This window comes from Cupriavidus sp. 207A1 (genome assembly GCF_057798955.1).
Map to the genome: position 1 here is coordinate 382,095 of NZ_JBYOJO010000002.1, position 18,628 is coordinate 400,722.

The following is an 18,628-nucleotide window of genomic DNA, read 5'->3' on the forward strand; positions in this document are numbered from 1 at the left end:
GATAGACTAGGCACCATCGTATTTGCCCGCAAGGAGAAATCATGCGCAATACCAGGGACCGGATCCGCCATGCCGTGGGCTTCGAGGTGGTCGGCCTGCTGATCTTCGCCCCGCTGGCGAGCTGGGCCTTCGGCTATGAACTGCACCAGATGGGGCTGATCGGCGCGGTCGCCTCGCTGGTCGCCACCGGCTGGAACTACCTCTACAACGTGCTGTTCGACAAGGGCATGCTGCGTTTCACCGGCCAGCTGCGCAAGTCGGTGCCGGTGCGCGTGCTGCACGCGGTGCTGTTCGAACTGGGCCTGCTGGTGGTGTTCCTGCCGTCGCTGGCGTGGTACCTCGACATCAGCCTGATCGACGCGCTCATCATGGACATCGCCGTGGCCGGCTTCTACATGGTCTACGCGCTGGTGTACAACTGGCTGTACGACATCGTGTTCCCGGTGCCGGCGCTCAAGGCGCAGGCCACCTCCCAAGCCAAGCCCGAAGGCACCGCGCTGGGCTGAGCGCGGGTTTTTCCCGACCCCGGGCGCGCCGCGCCGAGGTCTTCCCCGTCTTGCCGCCACCGGTCGAATCGTTATACTCCATAACAAATTCGATTCGCCGGGAGCGGCGCCGCGTGCGCGGCCCCGGCGCGACCTGCACGCGGGGAGACACCATGAAAATCGCAATCGCCGGGGGCGGCATCGGCGGACTGACACTGGCGCTGCTGTGCCACCGCCACGGCATCGAGGCCGAGGTCTGGGAAGCCAGCGAAACGCTGCGCCCGCTGGGCGTTGGCATCAACCTGCTGCCGCACGCCGTGCGCGTGCTGTCCGAGCTGGGCCTGCGCGATGCGCTGGCCGCGATTGCCGTCGAGACCTCGTCCCTGTCGTACTACAACAAGCTGGGCCAGCGCATCTGGCATGAGCCGCGCGGGCTGGCCGCCGGCTATGACTGGCCGCAGTTCTCGATCCATCGCGGCGAATTCCAGATGCTGCTGCACCGCACCGTGGTCGAGCGCCTTGGGGCCGGCGCGATCCATACCGGCCACAGTTTCGAGTCCGTGCTGGATACCGGCGCGCGCGGCCAGGCGCGCTTCGTGCTGCGCCGCCGCGCCGACAACGCCGCGGTCGAGTCCGGCGCCGACGTGCTGGTCGGCGCCGACGGCATCCATTCGGCGGTGCGCCGCCATTTCTATCCCGGCGGCGACCTGCCGCGCTTTTCGCGCCGGCTGCTGTGGCGCGCGGTCACCGAGGCGCCGCCCTACCTGGACGGCCGCTCGATGTTCATGGCCGGGCACCAGGACCAGAAGTTCGTCGCCTACCCAATCTCCGAACCGCTGCGCCGCCAGGGCCGCGCGCTGGTCAACTGGATTGCCGAGCTGCGCGTGCCCGACAGCGTGTCCGACACCCCGCCGCGCAGCGACTGGAACAAGCAGGTCGACAAAGCCGTGTTCCGCGCCCGGTTTGCCAACTGGCAGTGGGACTGGATCGACATCCCCGCGCTGATCGACGGCGCCGAGGCCATCTACGAATTCCCGATGGTCGACAAGGACCCGCTGCCGCGCTGGACCTTCGACCGCGTCACGCTGCTGGGCGACGCCGCGCACCCGATGTATCCGATCGGCTCGAACGGCAGCGCCCAGGCCATCCTCGACGCGCGCTACCTGGTCGACAGCCTGCTCGGCACCCGCGACACCGGCTACGCGCTGCGCGAATACGAGGCCGAGCGCCTGCCGCGCACCGCCGGCATCGTGCTGCGCAACCGCATGAACGGGCCGGAGCAGGTGATGCAGCTGGCCGAGGAGCGCGCGCCGCAGGGGTTCAGCGATATCGACCAGGTGATCCCGCGCGCCGAGCTGGAAGCGATTTCGCTGCGGTACAAGCAGCTGGCGGGGTTCGACCGGCAGTCGATGCAGGGCAAGGCGTAAGGCGATGCCTTGATCTCGACCGCGGGTGTACTCCCTCTTCCGCAAGCGGGAGAGGGAAGCAGACCAGCGGGATGGAAAACACATAAGATGATTCAGACCGAGGAGACAACCATGGCACCCCGAACCCCGACCGAGCTCACCCGCCTCGCGCTGGCCGCCCTGCTGGCCTTCACCGCCACCACCGCCCTGGCCGACATCACCGTCGGCGTCAGCCTGTCGACCACCGGCCCGTCCGCTTCCCTCGGCATCCCGCAAAAAAATACGCTGGCCTACCTGCCGCAGCAGATCGGCGGCGAGCCGGTGCGCTACATCGTGCTGGACGATGCCTCCGATCCGACCCAGGGCGCCAAGGCGGCGCGCCGCTTCGTCGCCGAGGACAAGGTCGACATCATCCTGGGCTCGTCCGCGGTGGCGCCGTCGATCGCGATTGCCGAGGTCGCCGACGAAGCCCAGACCGTACAGCTGGCGTTCTCGCCGATCGAACTCAAGCCCGGGCGCGGCGCATGGACCTTCCGGCTGGCGCAGCCGGTGCGGCTGATGGCCAATGCCGTGGCCGCCACCGCCAAGACCCAGGGCGTCAAGACCATCGGCTTTATCGGCTTTGCCGATGCCTACGGCGAGACCTGGCTGAAGGATTTCACCGCCGCCGCCACCGCCAACGGCATCCGCCTGATCGCCACCGAGCGCTACGGCCGCGCCGACACCAGCGTGACCGCGCAGGCGCTCAAGCTGATCGCCGCCCGGCCCGATGCCATCCTGATCGCCGGCGCCGGCACCGGCGCGGCGCTGCCGCACACCACGCTGCGCGAGCGCGGCTACGGCGGCACCCTCTACCAGACCCACGGTGCGGCCACCAAGGACCTGATCCGCATCGGCGGGCGCCTGGTCAACGGCGCGATCCTGCCCGCCGGCCCGGTGATCGTGCCGGAGCAGCTGCCCGCCGGCGATCCGGTGCGCAAGCCCGGGCTGGACTACGTCACCCGCTATGAAAAGCAGTACGGGGCCGAGACCCGCACGCAGTTCGGCGCCCATGCCTACGATGCCGGGCTGGTGCTTGAGCGCATCGTGCCGGTGGCGCTGAAGCATGCCCGCCCCGGCACGCCGGCCTTCCGCCAGGCGCTGCGCCACGCGCTGGAAACCGAGCGCGACATCGTGGTCTCGCACGGGGTGCTGAACTTCAGTGCGCAAGACCACTATGGCTTTGACCAGCGTGGTCGGGTTATGGTGACAATAGAGAACGGCAACTGGAAACTGCTCAAATGATTCCCGACGCATCCGGCACCCCGCCCGCCACCCCCGCGCGGCGGGCCCGCACCGCCGCAGCGCCCGCGCGGCGCAGGACGCGCGATGCGCTGGCGCCCGACCCGGCCGCCGGCGACGGCGCCGATGGCGGCTTCGACCCGCATGTGCCGAACATCGACTACGGCGTGCTCGACAACCTCGTCGGCTACGCCATCCGCCGCGCGCAGATCCGCATCTACGAAGACTTCGTGCAGTCGCTGGCGCAATGGCAGATCACCCCGCCGCGCTTCTCGGCGCTGGTGATCATCTCGCGCAACCCGCACCTGAAGCTGACCGAGCTGGCGCAGATCCTCGGCATCGCGCGCTCGGGCGCGGTGCTGCTGGTGGATGCGCTCGAGGCCATGAAGCTGGTGGCGCGCCGCCCCGCCGCGGGCGACCGGCGCGCCTACAGCCTGGTGCTGACCCCGGCCGGCCGCCGCACGCTCGAAGCCGCCACGCAGGCAGTCCAGGCGCACGACGCCCACGTCAGCTCGGCGCTCAGCGAGGCCGAGCAGGCCACGCTGAAAGCGCTGCTGGCACGGCTGGCACCGCCGCGCGCCGGCTGAACCGCCGGACCCGCGGAGCTGTCATCCGCTTGCGGGCGGCCATGCGTTAACATGGCCGCCATGCCAAGAACCCTCGCCGCGCCCACCGCAGCGCGACCCGGCGCGCTGCCGCGCCGCCTGTCGCTATTGCTCTCGTCCATCCTTGCCGCCGTGCTGCTGGCCGGCGGTCCGGCACTGACCCCGGCCTACGCCAAGCCGCCCGCCAAGGCGGCCAAGGCGACCAAGCCCGCCAAAGCACCGAAAGCCGGCAAAGCCGCTGCCAAAGCCGCCACCAGAGCCGCCACCAGAGCCGCCACCGATCCGGCGCTGGTCAGCGCCGGCGTGCCCGCGCCGGTGGCCGCGGCGCTGCGCCGCGCCGGGGTGCCGGCCGCGGCGGCCAGCTTCTATGTGGTGCGGCTGGGCGACAGCACCGCGCGCGCCAGCTGGAACGCGCAGCTGCCGATGAACCCGGCGTCGACCATGAAGCTGGTCACCACCTTCGCCGGCCTGCAGCTGCTCGGGCCCGACTATCGCTGGCAGACCTCGCTCTACGCCGACGCGCAGCCGGGCAACGACGGCACCGTCAACGGCAACGTCTACCTGCGCGGCCACGGCGATCCCAAGCTGGTGCCCGAGGAAATGGCCAAGCTGGTGGCGCGGGCGCGCGCCGCCGGCGCCAACACCATCAACGGCGACCTGGTGCTGGACCGCAGCTACTTCGCCGATGGCCTTGACAGCAACGGCACCATCGACGGCGAGGTGCAGCGCGCCTACAACGTCGGCCCCGATGCGCTGCTGTACGCCTTCAAGACGCTGTCGTTCACGCTGACGCCGGACCCGGCCTCGCAGACCGTGGCGGTCAGCGTCACGCCGGAGCTGGCGCAGCTGAAACTGGACAACCGCCTCACGCTGACCAACGGCCGCTGCGGCGACTGGCAGAGCAGCGCCAGCCCGACCGTGCTGCCGCAGGCCGACGGCACCGTGCTGGCCTCGTTCTCGGGCGACTATTCCAGCGACTGCGGCGAGCACGTGCTCAATATCGCCACACTGTCGCACGCGGAATTCACCTGGGGCGGCTTTGTCGCCGAGTGGCAGCGCGCCGGCGGGCGCTTTGCCCGCCTGCCCGCGCTGCGCAGCGGCAAGGTCCCGCGCGGCGCGGTGCTGCTGGCGCGCCATTACGGCCTGCCGCTGGCGGATATCGTGCGCGACATCAACAAGTTCTCGAACAACGTGATGGCGCGGCAGCTGTTCCTGACCCTCGGCGCCGAGATGGACCGCGGCGGGCCCGCCAGCACCGGCCGCTCGATCCGCGTGGTGCAGCGCTGGCTGGCGCGGCAGGGGCTGGACCTGCCGGGCCTGGTGCTCGACAACGGCTCGGGCCTGTCGCGCGCGGAACGCATCAGCGCCTATGACATGGCGCGGCTGCTGCAGCAGGCCGCGGCCAGCCCGGTCGGCCCGGTGCTGATCGACTCGCTGCCGGTGCTGGGCGTCGACGGCACGCTGCGCAACCGCCTGACCCGCGCCAGCGCGGCCGGCAGCGGCTACCTGAAGACCGGCACGCTGGCCAATGTGCGCGCGCTGGCCGGCTACGTCGATGCCGCCGAGGGCGGCCGCTACGTGGTGGTGAGCATGATCAACCATGCCAACGCCGCGCAGGCGCAGGAGGCGCACGACGCGCTGCTGCAGTGGGTGTACCGCGGGGCGCATTGACGCCCCGCCGGGCGCGCTGGGGCGCGGGGCCGTGGCCTGCCGCCAACGCCGCGGCGGCATTTTGTTAAGCGCTCGCTTACCAGCCCGCCATCCCACCCTATAATGCCTGGGTGCCGGCGCGTCCTGCGGCGGCAGCCTTCCGGGCCGGCCTGCGGCCCCGGGCCGCATCGCCCCCGCTTCCTCTGACATGACTTCCCCACAACCCCCGGTGTGGTTGCGCCTCTGGCATCGCTTCGCACCGGCCGAACGCGCCGGCTTTATCGACGGCGCGCGCCGCTTTGCCCCGTCGCTGCCCGCGGTATTTTCCTGGGGCCTGGTCACGGGCGTGGCCATGAGCAAATCCGTGCTGACCGTGCCCGAGGCCATCGGCATGTCGCTGCTGGTCTACGCCGGCTCGGCGCAGCTGGCGGTGCTGCCGCTGTTCGCAGCAGGGCTGCCGCTATGGACCATCTGGCTGACCGCGGCCATGGTCAACCTGCGCTTCGTCATCTTCAGCGCCGGCATGCAGCCGCATTTCAGCTACCTGACGCTGGCGCGGCGCACGGTGCTGGGCTTCTTCAACGGCGACCTGCACTTCGTCTACTTCCTGCAGAAATACAGCACACCGGGCTACGAGCCCGGCAAGGAAGGCTACTTCTGGGGCATGGCACTGACCAATTTCTGCATGTGGCAGGTGTCGTCGATCATCGGCATCGTGCTGGCCAGCCTGTTCCCGGACAGCTGGGGCCTGGGCCTGGCCGGCACCATGGCGCTGATCCCGGTGATGATCGCCACCATCAATTCGCGCTCGACGCTGATGGCGGTGGTGATTTCCGCGGTGCTGGCGCTGCTGTGCTTCGACCTGCCGTACCGGCTGGGGCTGGTGGTGGCCGTGGTGGGCGCGATTGCCGCCGGCATGGCCAGCGACGAACTGGCCGCGCGCGCCGCGCTGCGCGGCATCCAGCGGCGCAGGCAGGCACCGCTGGCCAAGCCCGCTTCCAAGCCAGCGCCCGAGCCGGCGGACGTACCGGGAGACCGCGCATGAGCCATACCGAAGTCTGGATCGCGCTGGTCGGCATGGCGGTCGTCACCGTGATCACGCGCGCGCTGTTTCTGATGGCGGGCGAACACATCACCGTGCCGGACCGCATCCAGCGCGCGCTGCGCTATGCGCCGGCGGCGGCGCTGGCCGCCATCATCCTGCCGGACCTGATGACCTGGCAGGGGCATTTCACCGTGGCGTTCTCCAACTACAAGCTGATGGCGGGCGTGGCCGCGACGGTGTTCTACCTGCTGACCAGGAAGATGGTGGGAATGATCGTGGTGGGGATGGCGGTTTATACGGCGTTGCGGTTGCTGGGGGGGTGAGGGCCGGCGGATCGACCAGGTCAGGCCAGCGGCAAACCCCTGTCCGCCCTACCCCCCAAACGCCGCCGCCGCCCGCTCCAGCCGGTCGCGCACTCCGGCCCAGTCCTGCCCCTCGGGCAACACCTCGAACACCAGCTGCGTATACCCCTGCCGGTCGAGCTTGCGCAGCAGCCGGTACAGCTCCTGCGCATAGGCGGCGGCATCGGCAGGCGCCTGCACCCAGGTGCAGCGTTGGTCCGCCAGCGGCGCGCGCCCGACCCATGCCACGCGGGCATCCGCCGGCAGCGCTTCCAGGCGCGCGGCGGCGGCCTGCGCATCGGCCAGCAGCAGCGGCGTGTGCGGCGCGTAGTGGGCCTTCAGGGTTCCCGACGCGCGCGGCGCGGCGGCGTCCGGCGGCAGCGGGGCTTCGCCCAGCACCTGCGCGAGCATCCCCACCGTGACCGCGCCCGGGCGCAGCAGCACCGGGCCGATGCCCTGGTCCAGCCGCGACAGGTCGACGATGGTCGATTCGATCCCGACCTCGACGCCATCGCCCTCCAGCACATAGACCGCGTCGCCGAATTCCTCGCGCACATGCTGCGCGGTGGTCGGGCTGACCTGGCCGAACTTGTTCGCGGAAGGCGCGGCAATGCCGCCGCGGCCGCGCTTGAAGCGCGACAGCAGCGCCTGCGCCACCGGATGCGACGGGCAGCGCAGGCCGATGCTGTCCTGCCCGCCGGCGACGGCGGCATCGATATGCGCGGCGCGCTTCAGGATCAGCGTCAGCGGGCCGGGCCAGAAGGCGTCGATCAGCTGCTGCGCGGCCGCGGGCACGTGGTCGGTCCAGTAGCCGATGTCGGCACCGTCGACCACGTGCACGATCACCGGATGGTTCGACGGCCGGCCCTTGAGCGCGAAGATGCGGCCGACCGCCGCGGGGTTTTCTGCGTCGGCGCCAAGGCCGTAGACGGTCTCGGTCGGGAAGGCGACCAGTTGCCCGGCCTCGAGCAGGCGGACGGCTTCATCCAGTTCGGCGGCCGTGGGCGTGCGCGGCGACATCGTGTTCCTTCAAAGGGTGGCGTGGCGGTCGGCGGAAATTCAGAGCGGGATGTGCAGCGCCTGCGCGGCCGCCTGGAAAGCGGCGTCGGCGGCCTCGGCATGCTCGCCGATGCAGTTGACGTGCCCCATCTTGCGCGACGGGCGCGCATCGCTCTTGCAGTACAGGTGCAGCTTGGCGCCGGGTTGCGCCACCACCTCGTCCCAGGCCGGGGTGCGTTCCAGCCCGAACTCGAACCACACGTCGCCCAGCAGGTTCAGCATCTTGCCGGCCGAATGCTGGCGCGTGCTGCCCAGCGGCAGCCGCGCCATGGCGCGCACCTGCTGCTCGAACTGGCTGGTCTCGCAGGCATCCATGGTGATATGGCCGGAATTGTGCGGGCGCGGCGCCATTTCATTGGCGACCAGCGAACCATCGGTCAGCACGAAGAACTCGATGCACAGCACGCCGACATAGCCCATTTCCGTGGCAATCGCGGCGGCGGCGGCGCGGGCGCGCTCGGCGATCTCGGGCGAGACGCTGGTCGACGGCATCTCGGTCGAAAACAGGATGCCGTCGCGGTGCACGTTCTCGGCCAGCGGCCAGGTGGCGGTGGCGCCGTCCGCGCCGCGCGCGGCCAGCACCGACACCTCGTACGCCAGCGGCAGCATCTGCTCCAGCACGCACGGCACATGCTGCATCGCCTTCCACGCGGCGCGCACGTCGTCGCGCGTCTTCACGCGCGCCTGGCCCTTGCCGTCATAGCCCATGCGCGCGGTCTTGAGGATGCCGGGCAGCACGTGGTCGGGCAGCTGGTCGACGTCGGCGTCGTGCTGGATCACCCAGTGCGGCGCCGTCGGCACGCCGGTGCGCTCGGCGCACGCGGCAAAGAACTTCTTCTCGCCGATGCGGTTCTGCGCGATCGACACGCAGTAGCCGCGCGGCGCGACAAACGCGCCCAGCTGCTCGAGCCGGTCCAGCGACAGCGACGGCACGTTCTCGAACTCGGTGCTGACCGCCTGGCACAGCTTGCCCATCTCGGCCAGCGCGGCCTCGTCGGTGTACTGCGCGCAGATATGCTTGTCGGCGACCACGCCGGCCGGGCTGTCCTGGTCGGGATCGAGCACGCATACGCGATAGCCCATCGCCTGCGCCGCATGCGTGAACATGCGGCCGAGCTGGCCGCCGCCGAGCATGCCCAGCCACGCGCCGGGCAGGATGGGCGCGTCGGGACGGTCGACGCCGAACTCGGCGCGCGATTCCGGCGTGTGGGCTTCGGAGAGGTAGGGATGGATATCGGTAGGCATTGCTCGGTTCCGTGTCGGTCCGGAGAGTTACAGCGGCAGCATTACAGCGGCAAGGTCATGGCGCGCGCGGCTTCGGTCTGCTTGGCGCGGAAGGCTTCCAGCGCGGCGGCCAGCGCGTCGTCAGTAGTGGCCAGCGTGGCGATGGCGTGCAGCGCGGCGTTGGCCGCACCCGCCTCGCCGATGGCGAAAGTGGCCACCGGCACGCCCTTGGGCATCTGCACGATCGACAGCAGCGAGTCCTCGCCGCGCAGGTACTTCGACGGCACCGGCACGCCGAACACCGGCACGATGGTCTTGGCGGCGATCATGCCGGGCAGGTGCGCGGCCCCGCCGGCACCGGCGATGATGGCGCGCAGGCCGCGGCTGCGCGCGCTCTCGGCATAGCGGAACATGTCGTCGGCCATGCGGTGCGCGGACACCACCTGGGCTTCGAACGGCACGCCGAAATCCTTCAGCATCGCCACGGCGTGCTGCATCACGTCCCAGTCCGAGCTGCTGCCCATGACGACGCCGACCAATGGCTTATCTTGCTTGCTCACGTTTGATCCTTGCTTGTTTGCTCCCCTCTCCCGCTGGCGGGAGAGGGGCGGGGGTGAGGGCCGGGCGGCTCTCGACGCGTGGTGCCTTGCCAAACCACCCCTCACCCTACCCTCTCCCCATGAGGGGAGAGGGAAACACCGTCGGCTTGCGGGAAGCCGGGGGAAACTTACTTCAACTCTTCACCCGTCAGGCGCGTCAGCGCCTCACGATACTTCGCCGCGGTCTTCTCGATCACGTCGTCCGGCAGCTGCGGCGCCGGCGCGGTCTTGGGCCAGGGCTTGCCGTCGATGCGCACCGCTTCCAGCCAGTCGCGCACGAACTGCTTGTCGAACGACGGCGGGTTGGTGCCCACCTGGTACGAATCTGCCGGCCAGAAGCGCGACGAGTCGGCGGTCAGCACTTCGTCCATCAGCGTCAGCACGCCGTTGTCGTCCAGGCCGAACTCGAACTTGGTATCGGCGATGATGATGCCGCGCGTGGCGGCGAACTCGGCCGCTTCCTTGTACAGGCGGATCGAGATCTCGCGCATCTGGCGCGCCAGCGGGATGCCGATGCGGCCCTCGACCTCGGCGAACGAGATGTTCTCGTCGTGCTCGCCCATCTCTGCCTTGGCGGCCGGGGTGAAGATCGGCTCGGGCAGCTTCTGCGCGTTCTGCAGGCCCGGCGGCAGCTCGATGCCGCACACCTTGCCGGTGGCCTGGTAGTCCTTCCAGCCGCTGCCGGCGAGGTAGCCACGCACCACGGCCTCGACCAGGATCGGCTTCAGGCGCTTGACCACCACCGCGCGGCCCCTGACCTGCTCCACTTCATCCGCGGCCACCACGGTCTCGGGTGCGATGCCGGTCTCGTGGTTCGGCACGATGTGCGCGAGCTTGCGGAACCAGAAGTTCGCCATCTGGTTCAGCACGCGGCCCTTGTCGGGGATCGGCTCGCCCATGATGACGTCGAACGCCGACAGGCGGTCGGTGGTGACGATCAGCAGCTTGTCGTTGCCGACGGCGTAGTTGTCGCGCACCTTGCCGTGGCCCAGCAGCGGCAGCGAGTTGATGGAGGACTGGTAGAGAGCGTTGGTCATGATGGTTCCGATCGAACGGAGGTAAAGCACAGCGTCTGCAAAAAACACTGACGCTTAAAAATGCGTCGTCCCCGCGGAGGCGGGGACCCAGTGACTTTTGCCTTTGGTCAGCGCCGCATTAAAGACGCTGGGTTCCCGCCTGCGCGGGAACGACGATTGAAACTTACTGCACGACCTGCGCCAGCTTGCCCGACTTGTACTGCTGCGCGATCTCGCTCAGCGCCACCGGCTTGATCTTGCCGGCCTGGCCTTCGCAGCCGAACGCCAGGTAGCGCGCCTTGCACACCTGCTTGGCGGCTTCGCGGGCCGGCTTCAGGTATTCGCGCGGATCGAACTTGCTCGGGTTCTCGACGAAGAAGCGGCGGATCGCGCCGGTCATGGCCAGGCGGATGTCGGTGTCGATATTGATCTTGCGCACGCCGTACTTGATCGCTTCCTGGATTTCCTCGACCGGCACGCCGTAGGTTTCCTTCATGTCGCCGCCGAACTTGCGGATCTCTTCCAGCAGTTCCTGCGGCACCGACGACGAGCCGTGCATCACCAGGTGGGTGTTGGGGATGCGGGCGTGGATTTCCTTGATGCGGTTGATCGCCAGGATATCGCCGGTGGGCTTGCGGGTGAACTTGTAGGCGCCGTGCGAGGTGCCGATGGCAATGGCCAGCGCGTCGAGCTGGGTGGCCTTGACGAAGTCGGCGGCCTGCTCGGGATCGGTCAGCAGCATCGAGTGGTCCAGCTTGCCTTCGGCGCCGATGCCATCTTCTTCTCCGGCTTCACCGGTTTCGAGCGAGCCCAGGCAGCCCAGCTCGCCCTCGACGGTCACGCCGATGGCGTGCGACAGCTGCACCACCTTGCGGGTCACGTCGACGTTGTATTCGTAGTCGGCCGGGGTCTTGCCGTCTTCGCGCAGCGAGCCGTCCATCATCACCGACGAGAAGCCCAGGTCGATCGCGGCCTGGCAGATCGCCGGCGACTGGCCGTGGTCCTGGTGCATCACCACCGGGATATGGGGATAGGCTTCGACCGCGGCTTCGATCAGGTGGCGCAGGAAGTGCTCGCCGGCATATTTGCGGGCGCCGGCCGAGGCTTGCATGATCACCGGAGCGTTGACCTCGTCGGCCGCCTGCATGATGGCCTGCACTTGCTCGAGGTTGTTCACGTTGAAGGCCGGCAGGCCGTACCTGTTCTCGGCTGCGTGGTCCAGCAGCTGGCGCATCGAAACGAGTGGCATGTCTAACTCCTAAATGAAAATGGGATGTCTCGGTATTCTTCTGTCGGCGCTCAATGCCCCACCCTGACGATCTTCAGGGTGTTGGTACCGCCCGGCTGCCCCATCGGCTCGCCGATGGTCAGCACGATGAAATCGCCCCGCTGCACCACGCCCTGCGCCAGCAGCAGCTCCTCGGCCTGCTCCAGCGCGGTATCGCGGTCGGTGCTGGACTGCAGCGGCAGCGGCACCACGTTGCGGTACAGCTGCATCTTGCGCTGCGACGCCAGGTTGGGCGTCATCGCGTAAATCGGTACATGGATGCGGTGCCGGCTCATCCACAGCGCGGTCGCGCCGGAATCGGTCAGCGCCGCGATCGCCTTCACCTGCAAATGATAGGCGGTGAACAGCGCCCCCATCGCCACCGACTGGTCGATGCGCGAAAAGGTCTGGTTCAGGAAATCGGTGTCGAGCTGCACCACCTCGGACTTCTCGGCCTCGATGCAGACCGCGGCCATGGCCTCGACGGTCTCGACCGGATAGCGGCCGGCGGCGGTTTCAGCCGACAGCATCACGGCGTCGGTGCCGTCCAGCACGGCATTGGCCACGTCCGAGACCTCGGCGCGCGTCGGCACCGGGTTGACGATCATGCTTTCCATCATCTGCGTCGCGGTGATGGTGAGCTTGTTGGCCTCGCGCGCCAGCCTGATCATGCGCTTCTGCAGCGCCGGCACGGCGGCGTTGCCGACTTCCACGGCGAGGTCGCCGCGCGCCACCATGATGCCGTCGGAGGCCTGCAGGATTTCTTCCAGCACGCCCGGATGGATGGCCTCGGCGCGCTCGATCTTGGCGATCATGCGGGCCCGGTGGCCGTGCGGCTGGCCGGCCACGGCGGCCAGCTGGCGCGCCATTTCCATGTCGGTGGCGTTCTTGGGAAAGCTCACCGCGAGGTAGTCCGCGCCCAGCGCCATGGCGGTCTTGATGTCCTCCATGTCCTTGGCGGTCAGCGCCGGCGCCGACAGCCCGCCGCCCTGGCGGTTGATGCCCTTGTTGTTGGACAGCTCGCCGCCGACGCGCACGGTGGTGAAGATCTCGTTGCCCAGCACGCGGTCGACCACCAGCACGATCAGGCCGTCGTTAAGCAGCAGCAGGTCGCCCGGGCCCACGTCGCGCGGCAGGTCCTGGTAGTCCAGGCCGGCGCGCTCTTCGTTGCCGAGCTTGCAGTTGGAATCGAGGATAAAGGGCTCGCCCGGCTTGAGCAGGACCTTGCCGTGCTCGAACTTGCCCACGCGGATCTTGGGGCCCTGCAGGTCGGCCATGATGGCGACCTCGCGCCCGCATGCCTGCGCCGCCTCGCGCACCAGCCGGGCACGGTCGAGATGGTCCTGGGCGGTGCCGTGCGAAAAGTTCAGCCGCACCACGTCGACCCCCGCCGCGATCATGCGCGTCAGGATTTCCAGCGAGCTGGAGGCGGGGCCGATGGTGGCGACGATCTTGGTGGAACGGGTCATGCGGGGTTTCCTGGTTTCAGCGCTCGATGGCCCGACGGCCGGTTGGCGCGACCGGCGGGCCCACGGCTCCGCCAGGCGCGGGGCGGATGCGTCAGCCTGCGGCGCGCTGCTCCAGCACTTCGAAGGCGGGCAGCGTCTTGCCTTCCAGGAATTCCAGGAACGCGCCGCCGCCGGTGGAGATATAGCCCACGCGGTCGGCAATGCCGTACTTGGCGATGGCGGCCAGCGTGTCGCCCCCGCCGGCGATCGAGAACGCCTTCGATTCAGCGATGGCCTGGGCCAGCACCCTGGTGCCGTTGCCGAACTGGTCGAACTCGAACACGCCCACCGGGCCGTTCCAGACGATGGTGCCGGCGGCCTTGAGCTGATCGGCCAGCATCGCGGCGGTCTTCGGACCGATGTCGAGGATCATGTCGTCGTCGGCCACATCCTTGACGTCCTTGACGGTGGCCGTAGCGGTGGCGCTGAATTCCTTGGCGCAAACCACGTCGACGGGAATCGGCACCGAGGCGCCGCGCCTGGCCATGATGTCGATGATGGCCTTGGCGTCGCCGACCAGGTCGGCTTCGGCCAGCGACTTGCCGATCTTCAGGCCGGCGGCCAGCATGAAGGTGTTGGCGATGCCGCCGCCGACGACCAGGTTGTCGACCTTGTCGGCCAGCGACTTCAGGATGGTCAGCTTGGTCGAGACCTTGGAGCCGGCGACGATCGCCACCAGCGGGCGCGCCGGCTGGCCCAGGGCCTTGCCCAGCGCGTCGATCTCGGCGGCCAGCAGCGGGCCGGCGCAGGCAATCGGCGCGAATTTTGCGATGCCGTGGGTGGTGGCTTCGGCGCGGTGCGCGGTGCCGAAGGCGTCGTTGACGTAGACGTCGCAGAGCTTGGCCATCTTCTGCGCCAGCTCGTCGCTGTTCTTCTTCTCGCCCTTGTTGACGCGGCAGTTCTCCAGCAGCACTACCTGGCCGGGCGCCACCTCGACGCCGTCGACCCAGTTCTGTACCAGCTTGACCGGCTTGCCAAGCAGTTCGGACAGGCGCGCGGCGATCGGCGCCAGCGAGTCTTCGGGCTTGAACTCGCCCTCGGTCGGGCGGCCCAGGTGGGACGTGACCATCACCGCGGCGCCGGCGCCCAGGCAGGCCTCGATGGCGGGCACGGAGGCGCGGATGCGGGTGTCTTCGGTGATGTTGCCGGCGTCATCCTGCGGCACGTTCAGGTCGGCACGGATGAACACACGCTTGCCGGAGAGTTTGCCTTGGGAAATCAGATCGGAAAGACGCAGGACAGAGGTCATGACGGTGGATGGCGCGAGATTTCGCTGCGGACTCGGGGAAACCGGCATTTTACCTGAACGCGATCGGGGCTTTGCCGAATCCGGACTGGCGCCGGCCATGATGCGGCCCGCAAGGCACAAACCGACCCGCCAGCCAGTGCCGACGCGCGCCCTGCCGCCCTGACTCCCCACCAAAGAAGGGGCGCACGCGTTTTCCGCGAGACCCCCAAGTGCGGTAATGTACGCAACGTCTGCTACAACAGACACACAATTACGCCAGAGCCGGTTTACAAACGGCCAGGACAAGCGGCAACCGACAAGAGGCTGACAATACGGCCCGCCGCAAGCAGCCAGAACAACAAAGCATGCCGGGTTGCGAGCGGACGCACCACCGGCGCCGCGCATTTATTTTGTCGCGAATGCAAGGGGTAAGTCAGATGAATGAAGCCGACATTCACGGAGCGATCCGCGGCTTGTACGAGGGCATTCTGGATCCGGGAGCCTGGCAGGACAGCCTGCGCACCCTGACCGGGCTGGCGGGCGCGGCACATGCCTCGATGATGGTCTGGGACACGGTGCGCGACCAGATCAGCGTCAACGAGATCGTCAATCCGGTGGTCGAGCTGTTCACCGAATACGAATCGGATTACCAGGCGATCGACCCGGCCAAGCAGTTCGCGCCGGCCCTGCAGCCGGGCGGCTGGTATATCGACGCGCGCGAGCTGGGCGAAGGCACCATGGCGCGCCATCCGTTCTACCGCGATTTCTTCCACCGCTATGGCCTGCGCTCCTACGTGGCCTGCCTGGTCGAGCGGCAGCCCCATTACGAAGTCTATTTCTCGATGCAGCGCGCGCGCCGGCAGCCGCTGTTCTCGAGCGTCGACACCGGCGGCCTCGACTGGATCATCCCGCATATGCGCAGCGCCATGGCGATGCGCGACCGCACCCTCGGGCTGACGGTGCTGGCGCGGCTGTCGACGCAGCTGGTGGAGCGGCTCAATTTCGCCCTGCTGGTGTTTTCGCCGCAGCGCCACGTGCTGTTGTGCAACCGCGCCGGCGAACGCTGGGCGCGGCGCCTGGACCCGGCGGGCAAGGTGTCGGACTGGACCCTGTCGCGCCCGTTCGCCGACATGGTCCAGGCCGCCTGCGACCCGCGCCACGCCGTGGCCGCCCAGGCGGCGCGCGCCACCAGCGGCGACGCCAGCGCGCAGGTCATCGTGCTGCCGCTGCCGCCGTCGCACGCCTTTGCCGCGCAGTGGCAGGAACCGGCCGCGCTGGTGATCGTGCACGAGCAGGACCGCGCCCCGCTGTTGCTCGGTCCCGTGCTGCGCGACCTCTACGGGTTGACGCCGGCCGAGACCCGGCTGAGCGTGCAGCTGGCGCACGGCCAGGGCCTGCCCGAAGCCAGCCAGCAGCTCGGCATCCGCCACGAAACCGCGCGCACGCAGCTCAAGGCGGTATTCCACAAGACCGGCTGCAACAGCCAGGCCCAGCTCACGCACCTGCTCTCGCGCCTGGGCGCGGCGCTGGAACAGGGCTGAACCCGCAAGCCGTGCCACGGGCCGGCGCCGCGCCGGCGGCACGCGCTCTGCCACGCGGGTAAAGTACCAAAAGTACAAGAAGTAAAAAGAAGGGAAGCCATGAGCGACACACAGATGCACGACACCATTCGCGCGCTGTACGAGGGGATTTTCGACGCCGATGCCTGGCAGCGCAGCCTGAGTGCGCTGTGCCAGGCCAGCGGCAGCAGCCACGCGCATCTGCTCGTGCTCGACACCGTGCACCAGCGCGTGCTGGTACACCAGGAGGTCAACCCGATGCCCGAGGCCGTCGCCGCCTATCGCGACCAGTTCGCCGCGATCGACCCGGCGCTGCCGTTCGCGCGGCGCATGGCGGTGGGCAGCTGGTATATCGATTCGCGCGAGCTGGGGCCGCAGGTCATGCGGCAGTCGCCCTTCTACGGCGAGTTCCTGCGGCCGATCGAACAGTCGTCGGTGATGGCCTGCCTGATCGAGCGCCAGCCGCATTACGACGTGTTCCTGTCGCTGCAGCGCCCGCATGGCCACGACCATTACTCACCCGAGGACGCGCGCGCGCTCGACTGGGCCATCCCGCACGTGCGCCAGGCCATGGCGCTGCGCGAGCGCACCCACCAGGTGTCGGCGCTGGCGCATGCGTCGTCGCAGTTGATGGAGCGGCTGCCGTTCGGCGTGATCGTGTTCCGCGAAGATGGCAAGGCGCTGCTGGCCAACAGCATCGGCGAAGCCTGGGTGCGCCGGCTGCTGCCGGCGGTGTCGATCGAGACCAGCGTCGCGGCGCCGCTGGCCGCGCGCGAGGATGGCGGCTGGACCCTGTCGCGCCCGTTCGCGGAAGCGCTGCGCGCGGCGAGCAACCCGGCCAGCGCGCAGCCGGCGCAGGCGCTGCGCGCCGTCGACGGCGCCGGGCGGCAGGCGCAGGTGATCCTGCTGCCGCTGCCCCCGGCACATCACCTCGCGCTGGAATGGCAGCGCCCCAGCGTGCTGGTGGCGATCCACGAACCGGGCGCCGCGCCGATGACGCTGCCGACCGTGCTGCGCGACCTCTACGGCCTGACGCCGGCGGAGATCCGGCTGGCGCTGCAATTGTCATCGGGCATCGGCCTGCCCGAGGCCTGCGAGCTGATCGGCATCCGGCGCGAGACCGGGCGCACCCAGCTCAAGGCGATCTTCACCAAGACCGGCACCGGCACGCAGGCGCAGCTGGCGCACCTGCTGACGCGGCTGGGCGTGCGCCCCTAGCGCCGCGGGCGCTGCCGCCGGCAACGCATCAGTCGATCGACGCGCCCACGGTCTTGACCACGCCCGCCCACTTCTGGCGGTCGGCCTTCACCGTGGCCTTGAACTGCTCCACGGTCTCGACCCGCGGCGTGTTGCCGGCATCGATCAGCTTCTGGCGGATCGCCGGCGTTTCCAGCGCCACCTTGACCGCGTCATTGACCTTGCGGGCGATCTTCGGGTCCAGCCCCCTGGGCCCGAACAGGCCGAACCAGATGGTGCTGTTGAAGCCGGGCAGGCCGCTCTCGGCAATGGTCGGCACATCGGCGATCACCTGCACGCGCTGTTTGGTGGTCACGCCCAGCAGGCGCACCTTGCCGGCGCGGAACTGCGGCAGCACGCTCTGCACCTGGTTGAAGATGCAGCAGACCTCGCCCTTCACCACCGCCTGCAGCGCGTCGGGGCCGCCCTTGTAGGGCACGTGCACCATGTCCAGCCCGGCGCGCGCATTGAACTCGGCAAACGCCAGGTGGGTGCCGGTGCCGTTGCCGGTAGAGGCAAAGTTGTACTTGCCGGGATTGGCCTTGACCTTCTCGATGAACTCCTTGACAGACTTGACGTCGAGCACCGCCGGGTTGACGGTCAGCACGTTGGAGACCTCGACCAGCGGCGCGATCGGGGTGAAATCGGCGTCGGCATCGAACGGCAGGGTCTTGTACAGCGCCGGGTTGATGCCGTGCGTCGCGGCGGTGCCGAGCAGCAGCGTGTAGCCGTCCGGTTTGGCATGCGCCACCACCTCGGAGGCCACGTTGCCGCCGGCGCCCGGCCGGTAGTCATAGACGATGGTGGTCTTCAGCGACTTCTGCAGCGATTCCTGCAGCGTACGGCCGACGATGTCGACGCCGGATCCGGCGGTGAAGCCCATCAGGATCGTTACCGGCTGCGCCGGCCATTCGCCCTGCGCATGGGCGGGCAAGCTGGCCGTGCCGGCCACGGCGGCGCACAGCGCGGCCACGCGGAAGGCGGAACGGAAGGACAAGCGCGGAAGCAGGCGGGACGAGTTGGGCATGGGGGCACCGTCGGTGAATGTCACAAGGAAGCGGCCCGGCGCGGCGGACTTCGCGGCGGACCTGAGCAATGGCCGGGATCTGAGCCCCGGGC

Annotated in this window: 17 protein-coding genes; 9 read left to right on the plus strand and 8 right to left on the minus strand. The window is 69.0% G+C overall.

All coding sequences use genetic code 11. The annotated features are described in order from the left end of the window. The first annotated feature begins 41 nt into the window (after nt 1-41). The 7 genes from AC3FMM_RS04520 (at nt 42) to AC3FMM_RS04550 (ending at nt 6,795) form a co-directional block, all read left to right on the plus strand. Nucleotides 42-506: a PACE efflux transporter gene (locus AC3FMM_RS04520; protein ID WP_115708301.1), complete on the plus strand. Its 465-nt coding sequence runs from the start codon at nt 42-44 to the stop codon at nt 504-506. Between the two features lie 152 nt (nt 507-658). Further along, a complete protein-coding gene (locus tag AC3FMM_RS04525) occupies nt 659-1,912 on the plus strand; it encodes a flavin-dependent oxidoreductase (RefSeq protein ID WP_116312189.1) in 1,254 nt (417 codons plus the stop codon). 111 nt (nt 1,913-2,023) lie between these two features. Beyond that, entirely contained in the window at nt 2,024-3,175 is a 1,152-nt protein-coding gene (locus AC3FMM_RS04530) for an ABC transporter substrate-binding protein (protein WP_116312188.1), read from the plus strand. After that, nucleotides 3,172-3,759, plus strand: coding sequence for a MarR family winged helix-turn-helix transcriptional regulator (locus tag AC3FMM_RS04535; RefSeq protein WP_115708296.1), 588 nt, complete (start codon nt 3,172-3,174; stop codon nt 3,757-3,759). Before AC3FMM_RS04530 ends, AC3FMM_RS04535 begins: the two co-directional genes overlap by 4 nt. A gap of 51 nt (nt 3,760-3,810) precedes the next feature. Then, entirely contained in the window at nt 3,811-5,448 is a 1,638-nt protein-coding gene (gene dacB, locus AC3FMM_RS04540; RefSeq protein ID WP_488686170.1) for a D-alanyl-D-alanine carboxypeptidase/D-alanyl-D-alanine endopeptidase, read from the plus strand. A 187-nt stretch (nt 5,449-5,635) separates the two neighbouring features. Further along, nucleotides 5,636-6,472: an AzlC family ABC transporter permease gene (locus AC3FMM_RS04545; RefSeq protein WP_115708292.1), complete on the plus strand. Its 837-nt coding sequence runs from the start codon at nt 5,636-5,638 to the stop codon at nt 6,470-6,472. Further along, nucleotides 6,469-6,795 carry an AzlD domain-containing protein gene (locus tag AC3FMM_RS04550; protein ID WP_092307849.1) on the plus strand — a complete coding sequence of 109 codons (327 nt, stop codon included), beginning with the start codon at nt 6,469-6,471 and terminating at the stop codon, nt 6,793-6,795. The genes AC3FMM_RS04545 and AC3FMM_RS04550 overlap by 4 nt, the downstream gene beginning before the upstream one ends. Before the next feature lie 48 nt (nt 6,796-6,843). On the opposite strand, the gene AC3FMM_RS04555 is transcribed toward AC3FMM_RS04550, so the two are convergent. The 7 genes from AC3FMM_RS04555 to AC3FMM_RS04585 all read right to left on the minus strand — a co-directional run bounded on the left by AC3FMM_RS04555 (nt 6,844) and on the right by AC3FMM_RS04585 (nt 14,735). Next, nucleotides 6,844-7,833 carry an L-threonylcarbamoyladenylate synthase gene (locus tag AC3FMM_RS04555; protein WP_115708290.1) on the minus strand — a complete coding sequence of 330 codons (990 nt, stop codon included), beginning with the start codon at nt 7,831-7,833 and terminating at the stop codon, nt 6,844-6,846. Between the two features lie 39 nt (nt 7,834-7,872). Further along, complete coding sequence (locus tag AC3FMM_RS04560) at nt 7,873-9,117, minus strand: 5-(carboxyamino)imidazole ribonucleotide synthase (RefSeq protein ID WP_488686171.1); 1,245 nt, start codon at nt 9,115-9,117, stop codon at nt 7,873-7,875. Nucleotides 9,118-9,158: 41 nt separating this feature from the next. Further along, nucleotides 9,159-9,656 (minus strand): 5-(carboxyamino)imidazole ribonucleotide mutase, encoded by a 498-nt coding sequence (gene purE, locus AC3FMM_RS04565; RefSeq protein ID WP_115708286.1) that lies wholly within the window; start codon nt 9,654-9,656, stop codon nt 9,159-9,161. Nucleotides 9,657-9,823: 167 nt separating this feature from the next. Then, complete coding sequence (locus tag AC3FMM_RS04570; RefSeq protein WP_116312185.1) at nt 9,824-10,732, minus strand: phosphoribosylaminoimidazolesuccinocarboxamide synthase; 909 nt, start codon at nt 10,730-10,732, stop codon at nt 9,824-9,826. Between the two features lie 163 nt (nt 10,733-10,895). Further along, nucleotides 10,896-11,960, minus strand: coding sequence for a class II fructose-bisphosphate aldolase (gene fba / locus AC3FMM_RS04575; protein ID WP_488686172.1), 1,065 nt, complete (start codon nt 11,958-11,960; stop codon nt 10,896-10,898). A gap of 50 nt (nt 11,961-12,010) precedes the next feature. Continuing rightward, nucleotides 12,011-13,447 carry a pyruvate kinase gene (gene pyk, locus AC3FMM_RS04580; RefSeq protein ID WP_115679458.1) on the minus strand — a complete coding sequence of 479 codons (1,437 nt, stop codon included), beginning with the start codon at nt 13,445-13,447 and terminating at the stop codon, nt 12,011-12,013. A 91-nt stretch (nt 13,448-13,538) separates the two neighbouring features. Beyond that, entirely contained in the window at nt 13,539-14,735 is a 1,197-nt protein-coding gene (locus AC3FMM_RS04585; protein WP_488686173.1) for a phosphoglycerate kinase, read from the minus strand. Between the two features lie 416 nt (nt 14,736-15,151). Between AC3FMM_RS04585 and AC3FMM_RS04590 the strand changes: the two genes are divergently transcribed. Both AC3FMM_RS04590 and AC3FMM_RS04595 read left to right on the plus strand, forming a co-directional pair. Beyond that, the gene (locus AC3FMM_RS04590) at nt 15,152-16,255 is read left to right on the plus strand and encodes a helix-turn-helix transcriptional regulator (RefSeq protein WP_115708281.1); all 1,104 of its coding nucleotides are present in this window, start codon (nt 15,152-15,154) and stop codon (nt 16,253-16,255) included. 99 nt (nt 16,256-16,354) lie between these two features. After that, complete coding sequence (locus tag AC3FMM_RS04595) at nt 16,355-17,491, plus strand: helix-turn-helix transcriptional regulator (protein ID WP_115708279.1); 1,137 nt, start codon at nt 16,355-16,357, stop codon at nt 17,489-17,491. Between the two features lie 28 nt (nt 17,492-17,519). Here AC3FMM_RS04595 and AC3FMM_RS04600 read toward each other — a convergent pair whose 3' ends face one another. Further along, nucleotides 17,520-18,536 (minus strand): Bug family tripartite tricarboxylate transporter substrate binding protein, encoded by a 1,017-nt coding sequence (locus AC3FMM_RS04600; RefSeq protein WP_115711551.1) that lies wholly within the window; start codon nt 18,534-18,536, stop codon nt 17,520-17,522. Between the last annotated feature and the right edge of the window lie 92 nt (nt 18,537-18,628).

Excerpts from the sequence above, each read along its gene's own strand:
- AC3FMM_RS04555 (WP_115708290.1), bottom strand. The coding sequence starts at position 7,833 with ATGTCGCCGCGCACGCCCACGGCCGCCGAACTGGATGAAGCCGTCCGC.
- AC3FMM_RS04595 (WP_115708279.1), top strand. The coding sequence starts at position 16,355 with ATGAGCGACACACAGATGCACGACACCATTCGCGCGCTGTACGAGGGG.
- pyk (WP_115679458.1), bottom strand. The coding sequence starts at position 13,447 with ATGACCCGTTCCACCAAGATCGTCGCCACCATCGGCCCCGCCTCCAGC.
- AC3FMM_RS04560 (WP_488686171.1), bottom strand. The coding sequence starts at position 9,117 with ATGCCTACCGATATCCATCCCTACCTCTCCGAAGCCCACACGCCGGAA.
- AC3FMM_RS04525 (WP_116312189.1), top strand. The coding sequence starts at position 659 with ATGAAAATCGCAATCGCCGGGGGCGGCATCGGCGGACTGACACTGGCG.
- AC3FMM_RS04550 (WP_092307849.1), top strand. The coding sequence starts at position 6,469 with ATGAGCCATACCGAAGTCTGGATCGCGCTGGTCGGCATGGCGGTCGTC.
- AC3FMM_RS04520 (WP_115708301.1), top strand. The coding sequence starts at position 42 with ATGCGCAATACCAGGGACCGGATCCGCCATGCCGTGGGCTTCGAGGTG.
- AC3FMM_RS04535 (WP_115708296.1), top strand. The coding sequence starts at position 3,172 with ATGATTCCCGACGCATCCGGCACCCCGCCCGCCACCCCCGCGCGGCGG.
- AC3FMM_RS04570 (WP_116312185.1), bottom strand. The coding sequence starts at position 10,732 with ATGACCAACGCTCTCTACCAGTCCTCCATCAACTCGCTGCCGCTGCTG.
- AC3FMM_RS04545 (WP_115708292.1), top strand. The coding sequence starts at position 5,636 with ATGACTTCCCCACAACCCCCGGTGTGGTTGCGCCTCTGGCATCGCTTC.
- AC3FMM_RS04585 (WP_488686173.1), bottom strand. The coding sequence starts at position 14,735 with ATGACCTCTGTCCTGCGTCTTTCCGATCTGATTTCCCAAGGCAAACTC.
- AC3FMM_RS04530 (WP_116312188.1), top strand. The coding sequence starts at position 2,024 with ATGGCACCCCGAACCCCGACCGAGCTCACCCGCCTCGCGCTGGCCGCC.
- dacB (WP_488686170.1), top strand. The coding sequence starts at position 3,811 with ATGGCCGCCATGCCAAGAACCCTCGCCGCGCCCACCGCAGCGCGACCC.
- fba (WP_488686172.1), bottom strand. The coding sequence starts at position 11,960 with ATGCCACTCGTTTCGATGCGCCAGCTGCTGGACCACGCAGCCGAGAAC.
- AC3FMM_RS04600 (WP_115711551.1), bottom strand. The coding sequence starts at position 18,536 with ATGCCCAACTCGTCCCGCCTGCTTCCGCGCTTGTCCTTCCGTTCCGCC.
- AC3FMM_RS04590 (WP_115708281.1), top strand. The coding sequence starts at position 15,152 with ATGAATGAAGCCGACATTCACGGAGCGATCCGCGGCTTGTACGAGGGC.